At 72.9% G+C, this 14,754-nt stretch carries 12 protein-coding genes, 2 rRNA genes and 1 pseudogene; 3 read left to right on the top strand and 12 right to left on the bottom strand.

Annotated features, from left to right (window positions below):
* The 6 genes from VIW71_RS09665 to VIW71_RS09640 form a co-directional block, all read right to left on the bottom strand.
* Positions 1-283 (bottom strand): glycosyltransferase (locus tag VIW71_RS09665; protein ID WP_331621656.1); only part of this gene is annotated, 283 nt, incomplete at its 3' end.
* Positions 284-698: 415 nt separating this feature from the next.
* A complete protein-coding gene (gene recN, locus VIW71_RS09660; protein ID WP_331621655.1) occupies positions 699-2,459 on the bottom strand; it encodes a DNA repair protein RecN in 1,761 nt (586 codons plus the stop codon).
* 43 nt (positions 2,460-2,502) lie between these two features.
* The gene (locus VIW71_RS09655; RefSeq protein ID WP_331621654.1) at positions 2,503-3,417 is read right to left on the bottom strand and encodes an NAD kinase; all 915 of its coding nucleotides are present in this window, start codon (positions 3,415-3,417) and stop codon (positions 2,503-2,505) included.
* Positions 3,414-4,244, bottom strand: a complete 831-nt coding sequence (locus VIW71_RS09650) for a TlyA family RNA methyltransferase (RefSeq protein WP_331621653.1) — start codon at positions 4,242-4,244, stop codon at positions 3,414-3,416. Before VIW71_RS09650 ends, VIW71_RS09655 begins: the two co-directional genes overlap by 4 nt.
* Positions 4,228-4,545 carry a hypothetical protein gene (locus tag VIW71_RS09645; protein WP_331621652.1) on the bottom strand — a complete coding sequence of 106 codons (318 nt, stop codon included), beginning with the start codon at positions 4,543-4,545 and terminating at the stop codon, positions 4,228-4,230. The genes VIW71_RS09650 and VIW71_RS09645 overlap by 17 nt, the downstream gene beginning before the upstream one ends.
* Positions 4,538-5,380, bottom strand: coding sequence for a histone (locus VIW71_RS09640; RefSeq protein WP_331621651.1), 843 nt, complete (start codon positions 5,378-5,380; stop codon positions 4,538-4,540). The genes VIW71_RS09645 and VIW71_RS09640 overlap by 8 nt, the downstream gene beginning before the upstream one ends.
* A gap of 130 nt (positions 5,381-5,510) precedes the next feature.
* On the opposite strand from VIW71_RS09640, the gene VIW71_RS09635 reads away from it, so the two are divergent.
* Entirely contained in the window at positions 5,511-5,858 is a 348-nt protein-coding gene (locus VIW71_RS09635) for an SCP2 sterol-binding domain-containing protein (protein ID WP_331621650.1), read from the top strand.
* A gap of 305 nt (positions 5,859-6,163) precedes the next feature.
* On the opposite strand, the gene VIW71_RS09630 is transcribed toward VIW71_RS09635, so the two are convergent.
* Positions 6,164-7,375 carry a CoA transferase gene (locus VIW71_RS09630; RefSeq protein WP_331621657.1) on the bottom strand — a complete coding sequence of 404 codons (1,212 nt, stop codon included), beginning with the start codon at positions 7,373-7,375 and terminating at the stop codon, positions 6,164-6,166.
* Positions 7,376-8,068: 693 nt separating this feature from the next.
* Here VIW71_RS09630 and VIW71_RS09625 point away from each other — a divergent pair.
* Positions 8,069-9,016, top strand: coding sequence for an aminoglycoside phosphotransferase family protein (locus tag VIW71_RS09625; protein WP_331621648.1), 948 nt, complete (start codon positions 8,069-8,071; stop codon positions 9,014-9,016).
* A 686-nt stretch (positions 9,017-9,702) separates the two neighbouring features.
* Here VIW71_RS09625 and VIW71_RS09620 read toward each other — a convergent pair.
* A complete protein-coding gene (locus VIW71_RS09620) occupies positions 9,703-10,743 on the bottom strand; it encodes an HAD-IIA family hydrolase (RefSeq protein ID WP_331621647.1) in 1,041 nt (346 codons plus the stop codon).
* 73 nt (positions 10,744-10,816) lie between these two features.
* Here VIW71_RS09620 and VIW71_RS09615 point away from each other — a divergent pair, with 73 nt between their 5' ends.
* Positions 10,817-12,187, top strand: a complete 1,371-nt coding sequence (locus VIW71_RS09615; RefSeq protein WP_331621646.1) for a DUF1015 domain-containing protein — start codon at positions 10,817-10,819, stop codon at positions 12,185-12,187.
* A gap of 257 nt (positions 12,188-12,444) precedes the next feature.
* Here VIW71_RS09615 and VIW71_RS09610 read toward each other — a convergent pair.
* The 4 genes and pseudogenes from VIW71_RS09610 to VIW71_RS09595 all read right to left on the bottom strand — a co-directional run.
* A pseudogene (locus tag VIW71_RS09610) lies at positions 12,445-13,296 on the bottom strand (hypothetical protein); the annotation flags it as partial.
* Positions 13,266-14,102, bottom strand: a complete 837-nt coding sequence (locus VIW71_RS09605) for a hypothetical protein (protein ID WP_331621645.1) — start codon at positions 14,100-14,102, stop codon at positions 13,266-13,268. The gene VIW71_RS09605 and the pseudogene VIW71_RS09610, both read right to left, overlap by 31 nt.
* A 256-nt stretch (positions 14,103-14,358) precedes the next feature.
* Positions 14,359-14,475: ribosomal RNA gene (rrf, locus tag VIW71_RS09600) — 5S ribosomal RNA — on the bottom strand.
* A gap of 136 nt (positions 14,476-14,611) precedes the next feature.
* Positions 14,612-14,754, bottom strand: a 23S ribosomal RNA gene (locus tag VIW71_RS09595); the annotation flags it as partial.

Below are 14,754 nucleotides of genomic sequence, written 5' to 3'. Positions count from 1 at the left end.
GGCCGTGCGCGTGCACGATGCCCGCGTCGGCGAACGCGGCGCGCAGCGCGCCGATCGCGGTGGCGTCGGCGGCGCCGCGGCGGCCGATGTCGACGGCCAGGAAGCGGGCGCCCGTGCGGGCGAACGCGTAGTGCGTCCCGGCGGCGGCCGGGGCGCAGACGGTGACCTGGACCCCGCGTGCCACCAGCCCGCCGGCCAGCGAGCTGACGTGCGCGCCCGCCGCCGGGCCGAGGACGTGGACGGCGTGCAGCGGACCCTGGGCAGGGATCGACGTGCTGCTCACGCGGGACAATGCTCCTGACTGGGCGGCGTCGGGTTGATTGGGGTGACCTGTCCAGAATGCCAGGCCGTACCCGGGGGTCGGCAGCCACGGGCGCGCCGGTCCCCGCCCGCCCGGACCCGGGATCGCCCAAACGGGTGCGCCACGCGGCCCCAGGAGTGAACGTGCCGTACTCCGGGTGCGTTCCACAACCGCGCCTCGGTGGAGATACGGTCGCCGACCGCGGTCCGCACGACGACGGCGGTGGCGTGCGGCAGGAGTCCGGTCCAGCCGTCGGCCCCTCGCGCCCGCACCCGCAGATTGCGCGCCTTCCCGTTCCCGTGCGCTGCTCAGGTCGCCCGGTGCGTGCGGCGCGGCGCGGGAAGAGCTGTGCGGTGCGGTCCGCACAGAGCACGGTGGCGGGCCGTGGAGGGCATTCTCAGCGGGAGGCCTTCGCCGCCGCGAGGAGTTCCTCCGCGTGGGCGCGGCCGAGCTCGGAGTCCTCCAGGCCCGCGAGCATGCGGGAGAGTTCACGGACCCGGGCCTCGCCGTCGAGGACGGTGACGCCGCTTCGGGTGACAGAGCCGTCGTTGGTCTTCTCGACCAGGAGTTGGCGGTCGGCGAAGGCCGCGACCTGGGGGAGGTGGGTGACCACCACGACCTGGGCGGTGCGGGCCAATCGCGCCAGGCGGCGCCCGACTTCGACTGCGGCCTTGCCACCGACCCCCGCGTCGACCTCGTCGAAGAGGTACGTGGGCACCGGGTCCGACCCGGCGAACACCACCTCCACCGCGAGCATCACCCGGGACAGCTCACCGCCGGAGGCTCCCTTGGCGATGGGCCGGGCGGGGGCGCCCGGATGCGGCGCGAGCAGCAGCTCCACCTCGTCCGCGCCGGTGGGACCGAACAGCACCGCCCGCCCGCCGACGTCGATGGCCGATTCCGGATCGGGCGCGTCGGTCTGCCGGAGGGCGACCGTGACGCGGGCGTGCGGCATCGCCAGTTCGGCGAGTTCCGCGGTGACGGCCGCGGCGAAACGGTCCGCTGCCTCGCCGCGCGCGTCGGTCAGCGCCTGGGCGAGCGCGCTGAGTTCGGCCCGCAGCGCATCCCGTTCGGCGGTGAGCTCGGCGATCCGTTCGTCGTCGCCCTCCAGCTCGTCCAGCCGGGCCGCGCCCCGCTCGGCCCAGGCCAGCACCCCGTCGATGTCCTCACCGTAGGCGCCGTACTTGCGTACCAGATGGCCCAGGACCGCCCGCCGTTCCTCCACGGCGGCCAGCCGCAGCGGATCGGCGTCCAGGTTGTCCGCGTAACCCGCCAGTTCGCCCGCGACGTCGCCGAGCAGGATGCCGATCTCGCCGAGCCGGGCGGCCAGCGTGGACAGGACCGGGTCGTGGGCGCTCACCGTGTCGAGCGCTCGCTGCGCCCCGGCGACCAGTGTGCCCGCCTCCACGCCCTCCGGGTCCTCGGGGTTCCCGGCGAGGGCGGCGTGCGCGAGGGTGGCGGCGGAGACCAGCGCCTCGGCGTGCCCGAGGCGTTCCGCCTCCGCCGCCAGCTCGGCGTCCTCTCCCGACCGCGGTTCCGCGGCGGCGACCTCGTCGATGCCGAACCGCAGCAGGTCCGCTTCCTGGGCCCGTTCCCGGGCCCGGGTGGTCAGCTCCTCCAACCCGGCCGCGACGTCCCGCAGCCTGCGGTACGCGGACCCGTACTTCGCCAGCGGCACGGCCACCGCGTCCCCGGCGTACCGGTCCAGCGCCTCGCGCTGCCGGGCCGGCCGCAGCAGCCCCTGCTGGTCGGTCTGCCCGTGCACGGCCACGAGGTCGTCAGCGAGTTCACCGAGCAGCCCGACCGGGACCGTACGCCCGCCGACGTACGCCCGCGACCGGCCTTCGGCCGACACCGTACGGCTGATCAGCAGCGCGCCGTCGTCCAGTTCGGCGCCCGCCTCCTCGGCCCGCACCGACGCGCGGTCGCCGGGGGCAAGGGTGATCCGGCCCTCGACCACCGCCTGCTTGGCACCGATCCGCACCAGCGCGGGGTCGGCACGGCCGCCCAGCAGCAGCCCGAGACTGGTGACGACCATGGTCTTGCCCGCGCCGGTCTCGCCGGTGACCGCCGTGAACCCGGGCGAAAACTCCACCACGGCGTCCTCGATGACTCCCAGCGACCGGATCCGCATCTCCTCCAACACGGATACGACCATACGAGGTTTACGGTGTGCGGCGCGACGTCCGTCCGGGCGCGCCCTACGTCGGCGCGCCCCGCCAGCCCGCGACCGGGAGTGCGAACTTGGCGACCAGGCGGTCGGTGAAGGAGGCGTGGTGGAGGCGGGCGAGGCGGACCGGGACAGCGCCGCGGCGGACCTCGACGCGGGCCCCGGCCGGGAGTTCGACGGTGCGCCGGCCGTCGCACCACAGGACGCCGTGCGGGGTCTCCGGCTGGACCTCGACCGCGAGGACCGAGCGGGGGGAGGTGACCAGCGGCCTGGCGAACAGCGCGTGGGCACTGATCGGGACCATGAGCAGGGCCTCGACCTCCGGCCAGACCACGGGCCCGCCGGCCGAGAAGGCGTACGCGGTGGAGCCGGTCGGCGTCGCACAGACCACGCCGTCACCGCCGAACCGGGAGACCGGACGGCCGTCCACCTCGGCGACGACCTCCAGCATCCGCTCACGGGACGCCTTCTCCACCGAGGCCTCGTTGAGCGCCCAGTCGGTGTGCACGACATGGCCGTCGGTGCGCACCAGCACGTCGAGGGTCATCCGCTCCTCGACCTCGTAGTCCCTGGTCACCACTCGGTCCACGACCTTGTCCAGGTCGTCGCGCTCGGCCTCGGCGAGGAAGCCGACCCGGCCGAGGTTGACGCCCAGCATCGGCACCCCGGAAGCGCGGGCGAACTCCGCGCCGCGCAGCAGTGTGCCGTCGCCGCCCAGAACGATGATCAGTTCACAGCCCTTGACCGCCTCCGGGCCGACCTCGGCGACCTGTTCCACCGAGGAGGGCAGCGGCAGGTCGGCGGCCTCGTCGGCGAGCAGCCGCACTCCTATCCCGCAGCGCAGCAGCCCCAGCACCACCCGCTCGGCGCTGCGGATCGCCGCCGCCCGGCCGGTGTGGGTCAGCAGGAAGACGGTACGGTCCTTGGTCTCGCTCTTGATGGTCAACGGGGCCCCTCCGCCACAGCACGGTCGACTTCGGCCGGGTCCAGCGCGGGCGCACCGGCGCGCAGCCACAGAAAGTACTCCACATTGCCGGACGGGCCGGGCAGCGGGCTGGCTGTGACCCCGAGCACCCCGAGTCCCAGCTCCGCGGCCTGCTCCGCGACCTTGCGGACGCTCTCGGCGCGCAACCGGGTACTGCGCACCACGCCGCCGCTGCCGAGCCGTTCACGGCCGACCTCGAACTGCGGCTTGACCATCAGGACCAGGTCGGCGCCGGGCGCGGCGCACCGGACCAGCGCGGGCAGCACGAGGCCGAGCGGAATGAAGGAGAGGTCGCCCACCACCAGGTCGACCGGCCGGCCGTCGATCGCGTCCGGCGTCAGCTCCCGTACGTTCGTCCGGTCCTTCACCGTGACGCGCTCGTCGCTGCGCAGCGACCAGGCGAGCTGCCCGTACCCGACGTCCACCGCGACCACCTCGGTGGCGCCGTTGCGCAGCAGTACGTCGGTGAAGCCGCCGGTCGACGCCCCCGCGTCGAGGGCCCGGCGGCCCGCCACCACCAGCCCTCGCGGCAGGAACGCGGCCAGCGCCCCGGCCAGCTTGTGGCCGCCCCGCGACACGTAGTCGGGTTCGTCCTCGTCCTCGGCCACGACCACGGCCGCGCTGGTCTCCACCTGGGTGGCCGCTTTGGTCGCGGTCGCCCCGCCCACGGTCACCCGGCGCGCGGCGATCAACTGGCTCGCGTGCTCCCGCGAGCGGGCGAGCCTGCGGCGCACCAGCTCGGCATCGAGTCGGCGTCGTGCCACGTATGTTTCAGCCCCTGTTCTCATCCAACGAGGCCAGCGCCTCCCGCAGCCCCTGATGCACATCCTCGTACACCTCGATATGCGCTTCGGTGGGCAGCTCGTCCGCGTCGCCCAGCCGCACAACCACGGCGTCCACCTCAGCATTCCCCGTCATCCCGACGGCGACGCCCAGCGGCCCCGGCGGGCGCGGCGCCTCCGGCGCGGCTCCGCCGGTCTCCGCCCCGGCCATCGGGGCACGTGTCGCCTCGCTGAGGGGCCCGGGTCCGGTCCCCGTCCGGGTCCCGTTCCCGGCTTCCAGGCCGGGCAGGTCGTACGGCTCACTCATCCGCGCTCCCGGGCGCCTGTGCGGCCTGCTCGGCCGCCCCGGCGGTCTCCCCCGCCGGGGCGGCCGAGGTCTTCCTGGCGGGCGTTTCCCTGGCCGCGGTCGTCTTCTGGGCGGTCGTGGTCTTCTCCGGCGTCGTGGCCTTCTTCCTGGCCGCCTTCCTGGCGACGGCCCCCGGCGTCGTGGCCGCCTTCCGCGCGGGCGCGGCACTCGGAGACACAGCCGCCTCCTTCACGCCGGGAGCGCTCTTCTTCGCAGGAGCAGCCTTCTCCGCGGCCGCCTTCCTGGCCGGCGCCTTCTTGGCCGCGGTCTTCCCGGGGGCCGTCTTCCGTGGCGCGGCGGCCCGCTTCCGTGTGGGGGCGGGCGGCTCCTCCGCGACCGGCCCCGGCTTCGGCTCTGGCTCCGCCACCTCCGGCTCCACCGTCACGTGTTCGACGCGCGGGGTCGGCATGGGCTCGGACGGCGGCTGCGCCGCGGGCCCAGGCTCGGGCGCGGGCGCGGGCGACTCCAGACTGCGGATGCGGCGTTCCAGTGCTTCCAGGATGACGCCGACCTTGGTGAGCTCGTCGGCGACCCGGCCCACCCGCACCATCGCCTTGTCTGTCTCCTCGCGGATCAAGCCGACGAGCAGGTCGCGGTTGGCCCGGCCGGAGGTGACCAGTTCGTCGGCGAGGGCCTGGACCTCGGCCGGGACGGCGGCGCCGATCCGCTGCCGCAGGGCGTCGACATCGATTCCCGCCTGGTCGAGCAGGCTTCTCGCGGTTTCGGTGGTACGGCGCCGGGTGGCCTCGGTCAGACCGCCCGCGATCTGCAGACAGCTACGCAGCGCGTCCCGCATCGCTCTCACTCCTCGCCTCGCCCGTTGAAGCATGTGGTCCGACGCTACCGCTTCCAGCCGCCGCACCCCGGCCAAGGTCCCTGCGATACGGTCATCCGGACGCACCGCACGATCGGGAGACACCGCACTGATGGCCACCATTGAGGAGTGCCGTATCGCGCTCGACCATCTGTCGGCGACCCTCGCCAGGGCGGAGGGGGGCGTACGCGACGCCGCCGCCCTCGACCGCTCGCTGAGCTGCCGCATCACGGATCTGGACGTGACGTTCGTCGGCCGGCTGGCCGAGGGCCGGATCCAGGACGTGACGACGGTTCCCGGCGTGCCTCCGCAGCAGGCCCAGATCCGGCTCTCGATGGAGGGCGACGACCTGGTCTCCCTGGTCGGCGGCGAACTCCACTTCGCGAAGGCGTGGGCGGCCGGCCGGGTCAAGGTGCAGGCCAGCCTGCGCGACGTACTGCGGCTTCGCTCGCTGCTGTAGCGCGCTCCCGGCCGGCACGCTGCGGCGTACCGCTCTCCGGTGGCCAGGGACAAGCGGTGCCCACCGTCGTGCGGTTGCCGACCGGCACGCCGCTGACCGTACGAACGGCGGCCGGCGCCCTCCCCGACTCGTTCGGCTACCCCCACACGGCCCGGTACTACGGGGATCGCCGAGGCCCTGGAACCGCTGTGGGGCACCCGGCGGTCAACGCCCGGAACGCTCGCCGCTGGACGGTGCGGCTACGACGCCCCTGCTTCCCGGCCCGGGCGAAGCGCCTGGGGTGCCGGACTCCTGAACCCCCGTGATCAGGTCCAGACCGGCAGATCTCTGCCCCACTCGGTCGGCGGGCGGTTCCATTTCCGGGGTGCCCCGTCGTAGTCCACCGGGGGGAGAGCATGATCGAGCAATCCGTAGGGCGATGCGGTCTTGGCCAGCCAGGGCCGTAGTGCGTAGGCGTCGCCTTCGATCGGCGCGGGACGGATGTCGTGCAACAGCCAGGACGCGGTACCCGCGAGAGACAGCCGCAGATGCCGCCCACCGCCGGTTGCCTGGCGATCGCTCAGTGCGCGCAGGACGGCGGCCGCAAGGAGGTACCCGGTTCCGTGATCCAGCGCCTGCGCAGGCAGCACCCCCGGGGAGCCGTCGGCGTCAGCCTCGATCGAGGCGATACCACTCGCGGCCTGGACGAGGCTGTCGAAGCCGCGCCGCGAAGCCCACGGTCCCGACCAGCCCCAGGCGCAGAGCTGGGCGACGATCACGTCAGGTCGCCTCGCCAGCAGCGCGTCGGGTGCCAGACCGTGCCGGTCCAGCGCACCGGGCCGGTAGCCGGTGAGCACGACATCGGCCGAGCTGAGAAGGTCTTCGAAGACGTTCCGGTCTTCTGGAGCGGAGAGGTTCAACAGCGTCGAGCGCTTGCCCATGCCGGTGTCGGCGTGGGCGTCCAGGTCCTCCGGAAGCCGGGGCGGGTCCACGCGCAGCACGTCGGCTCCCAGCAGGGCGAGTGTGCGAGTCGCGACCGGCCCCGCGATGACCCTGGTCAGGTCCAGGACCCGCACCCCACTGGCCGGCAGCGACGCCGCCGGCAGCGTCCGTGGGCCGCTCTCCCCGACAATCCGCGTCTCGACCAGCGGGAGTGCGGTCCCGAGCGGGGCCGAGGCCACGGCCACGGCCAGGCCGCCCGCTCCGTAGACGGTCTCCTGTACCGACTGTGCCGAGCGCGTGGCCAGCTCGTCCGACAACAGCCCGGCCAGCGCTCGGTCGTCGCCCGTGTCGGGTACGCCCAGAGCGCCCAGCAACCGGGAACGGTGGTGCGGGTAGTTGGCGTGGGTACGCACCCAGCCGTCCGCCGTGCGCCAAAAGCCGGACAACGGGGCGAACGACGTCGGGGCCCGGCCATCGATTCGCAGGTGTCGCTCGCTGACGAACGCCGTGGCGACCGCTCCCTCTCGCACCCGCACCGCCGGTACCGGTCCCGGACTCCGCCGCGCCAGCAGTTCCGCGGCAGCCAGCGAGCACACACCCACGGTCGCCCGCGCCAGCTCCCGGACTGGCAGACGCGCAGGCAACACGCCACTGGCGCCTTCGTACGACACCTGCTCAACGAGTTCGGCCCGCCCACCGAGGGCAGCCCAGGCGTGGGCAGTCGCTACGTCGTTGGTGTGAGTCACTCGATAAGCGTGCACCCTCCGCACAAAGGCGGCGGGGGTCGGCGCAGACACGTCCACCTCCCTTCCCGGACGCCCCCGGGCAGCAGCACGATACGGGAACGCCGGAACCGGATCGCCCAGGCCCGGGCTTCCTGGTCTGTCTCGCGGGCCGCCTGGTCGGCCTGGCTCCCGCACCCAGGCGGATCTGGACACGTGGCATGCCGACAAGTCCGCCACGCGCTCAGGCAGCCCGCGCCACCCGCTGAAAGCCGTCGGGGTCCGGTCCGGGCACGGTCGGACAGCGGCCGTCCGGCAGCTCGTCTTCCAAGCCCCACCCTCCCGTGGTCGCCCAAGCACTCGGGTACCACAACAAGAGCGCGACCGGACAGCGACCGAGGCCGAAACCCCTGGAGCCGATACGCCCCCGGCGGCCACGGCCCGTGAGGATCGGCCCACCTATCATGGCCGCTGCTCACCCGTTCGGCTGCCGGCAAGCTCGCCCGACAACCCATCCGCACGAGCCACGAATTGACCGCGGCCCCGACAGCGGAAAGCAGGAACGCCATGGCCTCCGGTTCTCGCGGTCCTCGACTCGAAATCCCCGATGCTCTGGCCGTCTCCCACTGCCGGCACTTCGGTGACTCCGGCCGTGCGTGGATCGCGGCGCTGCCGGCTCTGGCTGCGGACCGCCTCGACCGCTGGCAGTTGCGCCCTGACGGACCGCCGACCCACGGGGCCGTCGCGCTCGTGCTCCCGGTCCTCCGCTTCGACGGCACTCCGGCGGTCCTCAAGCTCCAGCCTGTCGACGAGGAGACCCGTGGGGAGCCGATCGCCTTGCGCTCCTGGGAGGGACACGGCGCGGTACGGCTGCTGGAGGACGACCCCGACTCGGGGTCGATGCTGCTGGAACGCCTGGACGTCGACCGCTCGCTCTCCGCCGTCCCTGACGACCAAGCCGCTTTGCGGATCCTCTCCGAGCTGCTGGCCCACCTCAGCGCGGTCCGGGCACCGGAGAACCTGCGCCGCTTGCCCGACATCGCCGCCGCCATGGTCGACCATGTCCCGCACGCCCTGAGACTGCTGTCCGATCCGTCCGATCGTCACCTGGTCGAGAGCTGCGCGGGCGCCGTCCGGGAGCTGCTCGGCGAGGCCGGCGACCGGCTCCTGCACTGGGACCTGCACTACGACAACGTCCTGGCCCCGCACTCGCCCGACCGGGGAGAGCCTTGGCCGGCCATCGACCCCAAGCCCCTCGCCGGCGATCCAGGCTTCGAGCTTCTCCCCGCGCTGCACAACCGGTGGGACGAGATCGTCGCAACCGGAAACGTGCCACGCGCGGTGCGCCGCCGTTTCGACCTGATGACCGAGGTCCTGGACCTGGACCGGCGACGCGCAAGGGGATGGACCCTCGGACGCGTCCTGCAGAACGCGCTGTGGGGTGTCGAAGACGGCGGGACCACACTGCAACCGGTTCAGGCAGCCATCGCGAGGGCAATGCTGGACAGCTACTGACGGCCACGGGTCACCCGTCGATCGCCCGCGGATCGGTGCGGGCTTCATGAGAACCGGGCCCCCGTCCACCTCGCACCGTTGTGTCTCCTGCCGCAGAAACGGACGCGCGCCGCGGCTGCCCGCCGGGCAGTTCGTCGACATAGCGACCGGCGAGCGACCGGCCACCGCCCGGCCACGACCATCGACTCATCGAGGATGTGTTTGTGGGCGTCCCCTGCAGCAATGTCGACTTGCCGCTCTCCTGAGCCCGACGACGACCGCGAACGAGCGGCCCTGCACGGCCCACCGACAGCCTCTCGGCGACGCGGCACCGGTCGTACACGATGGTGAGCTCCACCGCGAGGAGGCGTCCGGAGCGTTATCCCGCCCGGGCCGGCCGCGGACGGTGCGGCGGGGGCCTCGGTCGACTTGTCGGTGTGTGCGCACAGGGTCACGTCGCTGCCCCGGACTCTGTCGGCCTGTCGTCCCGTCGTTCTGTCGGTAAGCACGTTCTGTCGGTGAGGAGTCGTACGCGCACGAGTGGTGCCGGTGGGAGCACCCCGCGCCGCCAGGCTCGGGGTGCTCCCACCCGCGAGAGAACCGCACTCCGGACGCGGGACGAACCCGCGCGGGCGGCGAAGCCGCACCCCGGAAACGGACAGGCCGCACGAGCGAGAGGGACGCACCCCCGGAATCAAAAGGCCGCACTACAGCCCGAGCCGAGCCACCACTTTCTCCGGGTCGAGCTCGCACGCCGCGGACCCCGCGAAGGTCCAAGCCGCCGCGCAGAGGGCGCGAAGCCCGTCGAGCGGCTCACCGTCCCCCTCCAACCGATAGCCCTCGGAGGAAGCCGCGGCCGTCCACCCCCCGCACGTGAAAGACCCCTCGGCGGTCGCCGTGACAGCCGGCTGCGCCTGCAACAACCCGCGCAGATCCGCCGCCACATACGTAGGGCGATGCTCCGGCACCGCCCCCAGCACCTCAGCCGCCCGCGTCACCCCGGTCAGCACGAGCAGCGAATCCACCCCGCCCGCATGCGCCCCCTCTATGTCCGTATCGAGCCGGTCACCGACCACGAGCGGGTGCCGCGCCCCCGTCCGAATGACCGTCTCCCGGTGCATCGGCGGCAGCGGCTTGCCCGCCACCTGCGGCCGGCCGCCGGTCGCGATCCGTACCACCTCCACCGCCGCTCCGTTCCCGGGCGCGATCCCCCGTGGACTCGGAATCGTCAGATCCGTGTTGGACGCGAACCACGGCACCCCGCGGTTCACCGCGTGAGCCACCTCCACCAGTTGCGCCCACCGCAGATCCGGCGAGTACCCCTGCACCGCCGCCGCGAGGCCGTCCTCCCCGGCCCTGCCGGACTCCGCGGAGTCCACCGGCTGCAGCCCCCGCTCCCGCAGCGCTTCGAACAGCCCTTCCCCGCCGGCGACAAGAACCTTCGCGCCCGTCGGCACCTGGTCCGCGATCAGCCGCGCCACCGCCTGCGCCGACGTGATCACGTCCTCCGCCTCGGCCGGCACCCCGAGCCGCGTCAGATGCGCGGCCACCGTCTGCGGCGTCCGCGCCGCGTTGTTCGTCACATAGGCGAGCCGCATCCCGTGCCCGCGCGCCGTCTCCAGCGACTCCACGGCGTGCGTGATCGCGTCGCCGCCCGCGTACACGACCCCGTCAAGGTCGAGCAACGCGGTGTCGTACGCCACATCCAGAGGTTCTTCGCCGGCGTTCGGACTGGTCCGATGGGTCATGACGGGCTCGCTCCTCGCATATCGTCGATGGCCCGATCATCCCCCATGCCCGCCGCGGACGTAGCATGCGCTGATGAGCAACTCCGGTCTCCACGGCCCGATCGAACCGAGCGGCCCGGGCGGGCGACCCGACCCGGACGGGCGTCGCGGCCCGGACACCGCACGCGCCCCGGAAAGCCGACTTTCGGCCGGCGCCGAGCACGGCCTGCACCTGGCGCCCTTCCGCGGCCTGCGCTACGTACCGGAGCGCGTCGGCAGCCTCGCCGCGGTCACCTCGCCCCCGTACGACGTGGTCATACGGCCGGAAGGCCAGCGCCATCTGGAGACCGCGGACCCGCACAACGTCGTGCGCCTCATCCTCCCCGACGCCGCCACCGGGGACGACCGCCATCGCAAGGCCGCCCGTACTCTCGCCCGTTGGCTCGACGAGGGCGTCCTCGCGGCCGACCCGCACCCCGCGCTCTACGTCTACGAGCAGCGGGACGGCGACCACGTGCAACGCGGCATCATCGGCGCGCTGCGGCTGAGCGCGCCCGAGGACGGCATCGTCCTGCCGCACGAGGACGTCATGCCGGGCCCGGTCGCCGACCGCGCCGCCCTGATGCGCGCCACCGCCGCCAACTTCGAACCACTGCTGCTCGCCTACCGCGACGGTGAGGCGACGGCCCGCGTCATCGACCGCACCACCGCCGACGCCGAACCGCTGCTGTCCACCACGACCGAGGACGGCGTACGGCACCGGCTCTGGTCGCTGACCGACCCGGCCGACTTCGCCGCCATCAACTCCGACCTCTCCTCCCACCAGGCCCTGATCGCCGACGGCCACCACCGCTGGGCCACCTACCTGCGGCTCCAGGCCGCCCATCAGGCCGGCACACCGTGGGACTACGGCCTGGTGCTGCTGGTGGACACCGCCCGCTATCCGCTGCGTGTACGGGCCATCCACCGCGTCCTGCCGCGCCTGCCGCTGGCCACCGCCCTGGCCCGGGCCGGCGACGTCTTCCGGGTCCGTCACCTGCCGGAGTCCCTGGACCGCGCCCTCGACACCCTCGCCGAGGCCGCCGCCACCGGCAATGCCTTCCTGCTGGCGGGCGACGGCTACCACCTGGTGGACCGTCCCGACCCCGCCCGCATCGACGCCTGCGTACCGCGCGACCGGCCCGAGCCGTGGCGCCGCCTGGACGCCACCGTCCTGCACCGCCTGCTCCTGGACCACGTCTGGCGGATACCCGACTCCCCCGACGACATCCGCTACATCCACGACTCGGCCGCCGCCGTCGCGCTCGCCGAACGGCACGGCGGCACCAGCGTCCTGATGCATCCGGTACCCGAACACGTCGTCCTCGAACTGGCCCGCGAGGGCGTGATGATGCCCCGGAAATCCACCTCGTTCGGCCCCAAACCGGCCGGCGGCCTGGTCATGCGGAGCCTGGACCTGGACTGAACCGCCCGAGGGCGGCACCCGCGAACCACGGGTGCCGCCCTCGGGCGGGTTCTGCCGCGACGCGCGGCCGGGCCAGGTCAGTCGTCGTCGCGCTCGATGTGCGTGATGTGCGCCGGCTCGCGGAACGGCGAGTCGAGGAACGAGGCGGAGGCCCCGCCCTGCTCGGCGTCCTCGTCCTTCTCGTCGGTTCCCGTGACGAGGTCGCCGTCGTCGTCGGCGTCCTCGTCCAAGCGGTCCTCGTCGTCGTCCAGACCGTCTTCGTCCTCGTCCAGGCCGTCCGCATCCTCGTCCAGGTCCGCGTCGTCGTGCTCCGGTGCGTCAGCGGGGTCGTCCTCGTCGGCTGCGTCGTCCGGTACGTCGTCGGCGACCGCCACGTCCCGATCCTCGTCCTCGCCCGCCTCAGCCGCCTGGGCGGCCTCCTCGTCGAAGGCGTCCGTGAACTCCACCCCGTCGAGCTGTGCCAGCCGGTCGGAGGCGTCCGTCGTGCCGTCGTGGTCGGCCTCCGCGGCCTTCGCGAACCAGTCGCGGGCCTCGCCCTCACGGCCGACTGCGAGCAGCGCGTCGGCGTAGGCGTACCGCAGACGCGCGGTCCACGGGTGCACCGCGTGAGACGCCAGCTCGGAGCTCTGCAGAGTGACCACCGCCGCCTCGGCCTGCCCCAGGTCCTGCCGGGCGCCGGCCGCGACCAGGCGCATCTCCACCTGACCGGCCCTGTCCAGCTTGTGCACCTCGGGCGCGCCCGCCATCTCCAGGGCCCGCTCGGGACGGCCGAGCCCGCGCTCGCAGTCCGCCATGACCGGCCACAGATCCACCGTGCCGGTCATCCGTCGGCTGGCCCGGAACTCCGCCAGCGCCTCCGCGTACCGCTCCGTGGCGTACGACGCGAAGCCCGCCGCCTCCCGCACGGCCGCGACGCGCGACGCCAGCCGCAGGGCGACCCGCGAGTACGCGTACGCCTGCTCCGGCTCCTCGTCCAGCAGTCGCGCGACCATGACAAGGTTGCGCGCCACGTCGTCGGCGAGCGTCTTGGGCAGGCTCATGAGCTCCTGGCGGACGCTGGGGTCGATCTCCTGCCCGGTCACCTCGTCCGGGATCGGCAGCCGCTTGATCGGCTCACGGTCGTCCCGCCGCTCGTCACGGCCGCCGCGGTTCTCGAACCGACCACGCCCCTGCACCGCCGGACGCCGCCCGTACGAACGGTCGCCCTCCCGCCGCGGACCGCGCGCCCGGTCGTCACGCCGGTCGTCACGGCGGAACCCACCACGGTCGTCATCCCGACGCGGCGGTCGGGGCCGATCGTCACGGGGACGGTCGTACGACGGCCGGTCGTCACGACGGAACCCACCGCCGCCCGGACGCTGCTCGTCACGCGGCCGGTCATAGCGAGGCCGATCCTCACGCGGACGATCGTAACGAGGACGATCATCCCTACGGTCATCACGAGGACGATCATCCCTACGGTCGTCGCGCGGACGGTCGTCACGCCGGAAACCGCCACCAGGACGGTCGTCGCGCGGACGGTCGAACCGCGGCCTGTCATCACGACGGAACCCACCACGGTCGTCATCCCGACGCGGCGGTCGGGGCCGATCGTCACGGGGACGGTCGTACGACGGCCGGTCGTCACGACGCGGGGGACGCGGACGGTCGTCCCGGCGGTCGTCGCGCGGACGGTCGTCACGACGGAAACCGCCACCAGGACGGTCGTCGCGCGGACGGTCGAACCGTGGCCTGTCGTCACGACGGAACCCACCGCCCGGCCGGCTGTCGCCGCGGTCGTCACGACGGAACCCACCGCCCGGCCGGCTGTCGCCGCGGTCGTCACGACGGAAACCACCGCGGTCGTCCTGGGGTCGCGCCCCGCGCGGGCGGTCGTCCCGGCGGTCGTCACGTCGATCCTCGCGGCGGTAACCACCGCTGGAACGGTCACCGTCCCGCCGCGGACCGCCGCTGCGGTGCCCTCCGCGGTCGCCGCCGCCGTACGGTCGCGAGTCCCGGCGCTCGGGGCGCTCGGGCCGGTCTTCGGGCGAGTTGGACATCGACGTGACTCCTGTCGGATCGTGCTGCTGCAAGTGCAATTCTCCCGTTGCATTCGGGAGGTCGCGCTTCGGAGAAAACAAAAGGACCCTCGGTCCCAGCGCTCAGGCCAGGACCGAGGGTCCAGAAAGATTGTTCGGCGGTGTCCTACTCTCCCACAGGGTCCCCCCTGCAGTACCATCGGCGCTGAAAGGCTTAGCTTCCGGGTTCGGAATGTAACCGGGCGTTTCCCTAACGCTATGACCACCGAAACACTATCGGGCCACCCCGCGACAGCGGGGCATCGACAGAGTCCAAGCGAACAAGCACACTTTTCAGTTGAGTGTTCATCTGTTCACCGGTGCGACTGTTCGCAACCCGGGAACCAAACAGTGGACGCGAGCATCTGAGGACAAGCCCTCGGCCTATTAGTACCGGTCAGCTCCACCAGTCACCTGGCTTCCACATCCGGCCTATCAACCCAGTCGTCTACTGGGAGCCTTACCCCCTCAAGGGGATGGGAGTCCTCATCTCGAAGCAGGCTTCCCGCT

Origin of the sequence: Streptomyces sp. (assembly GCF_036524955.1) — a bacterium.
Lineage (GTDB): Bacteria > Actinomycetota > Actinomycetes > Streptomycetales > Streptomycetaceae > Actinacidiphila.
Note: the sequence above shows the minus strand (reverse complement) of the source record. Positions and strands in the feature narration are given on the sequence as shown.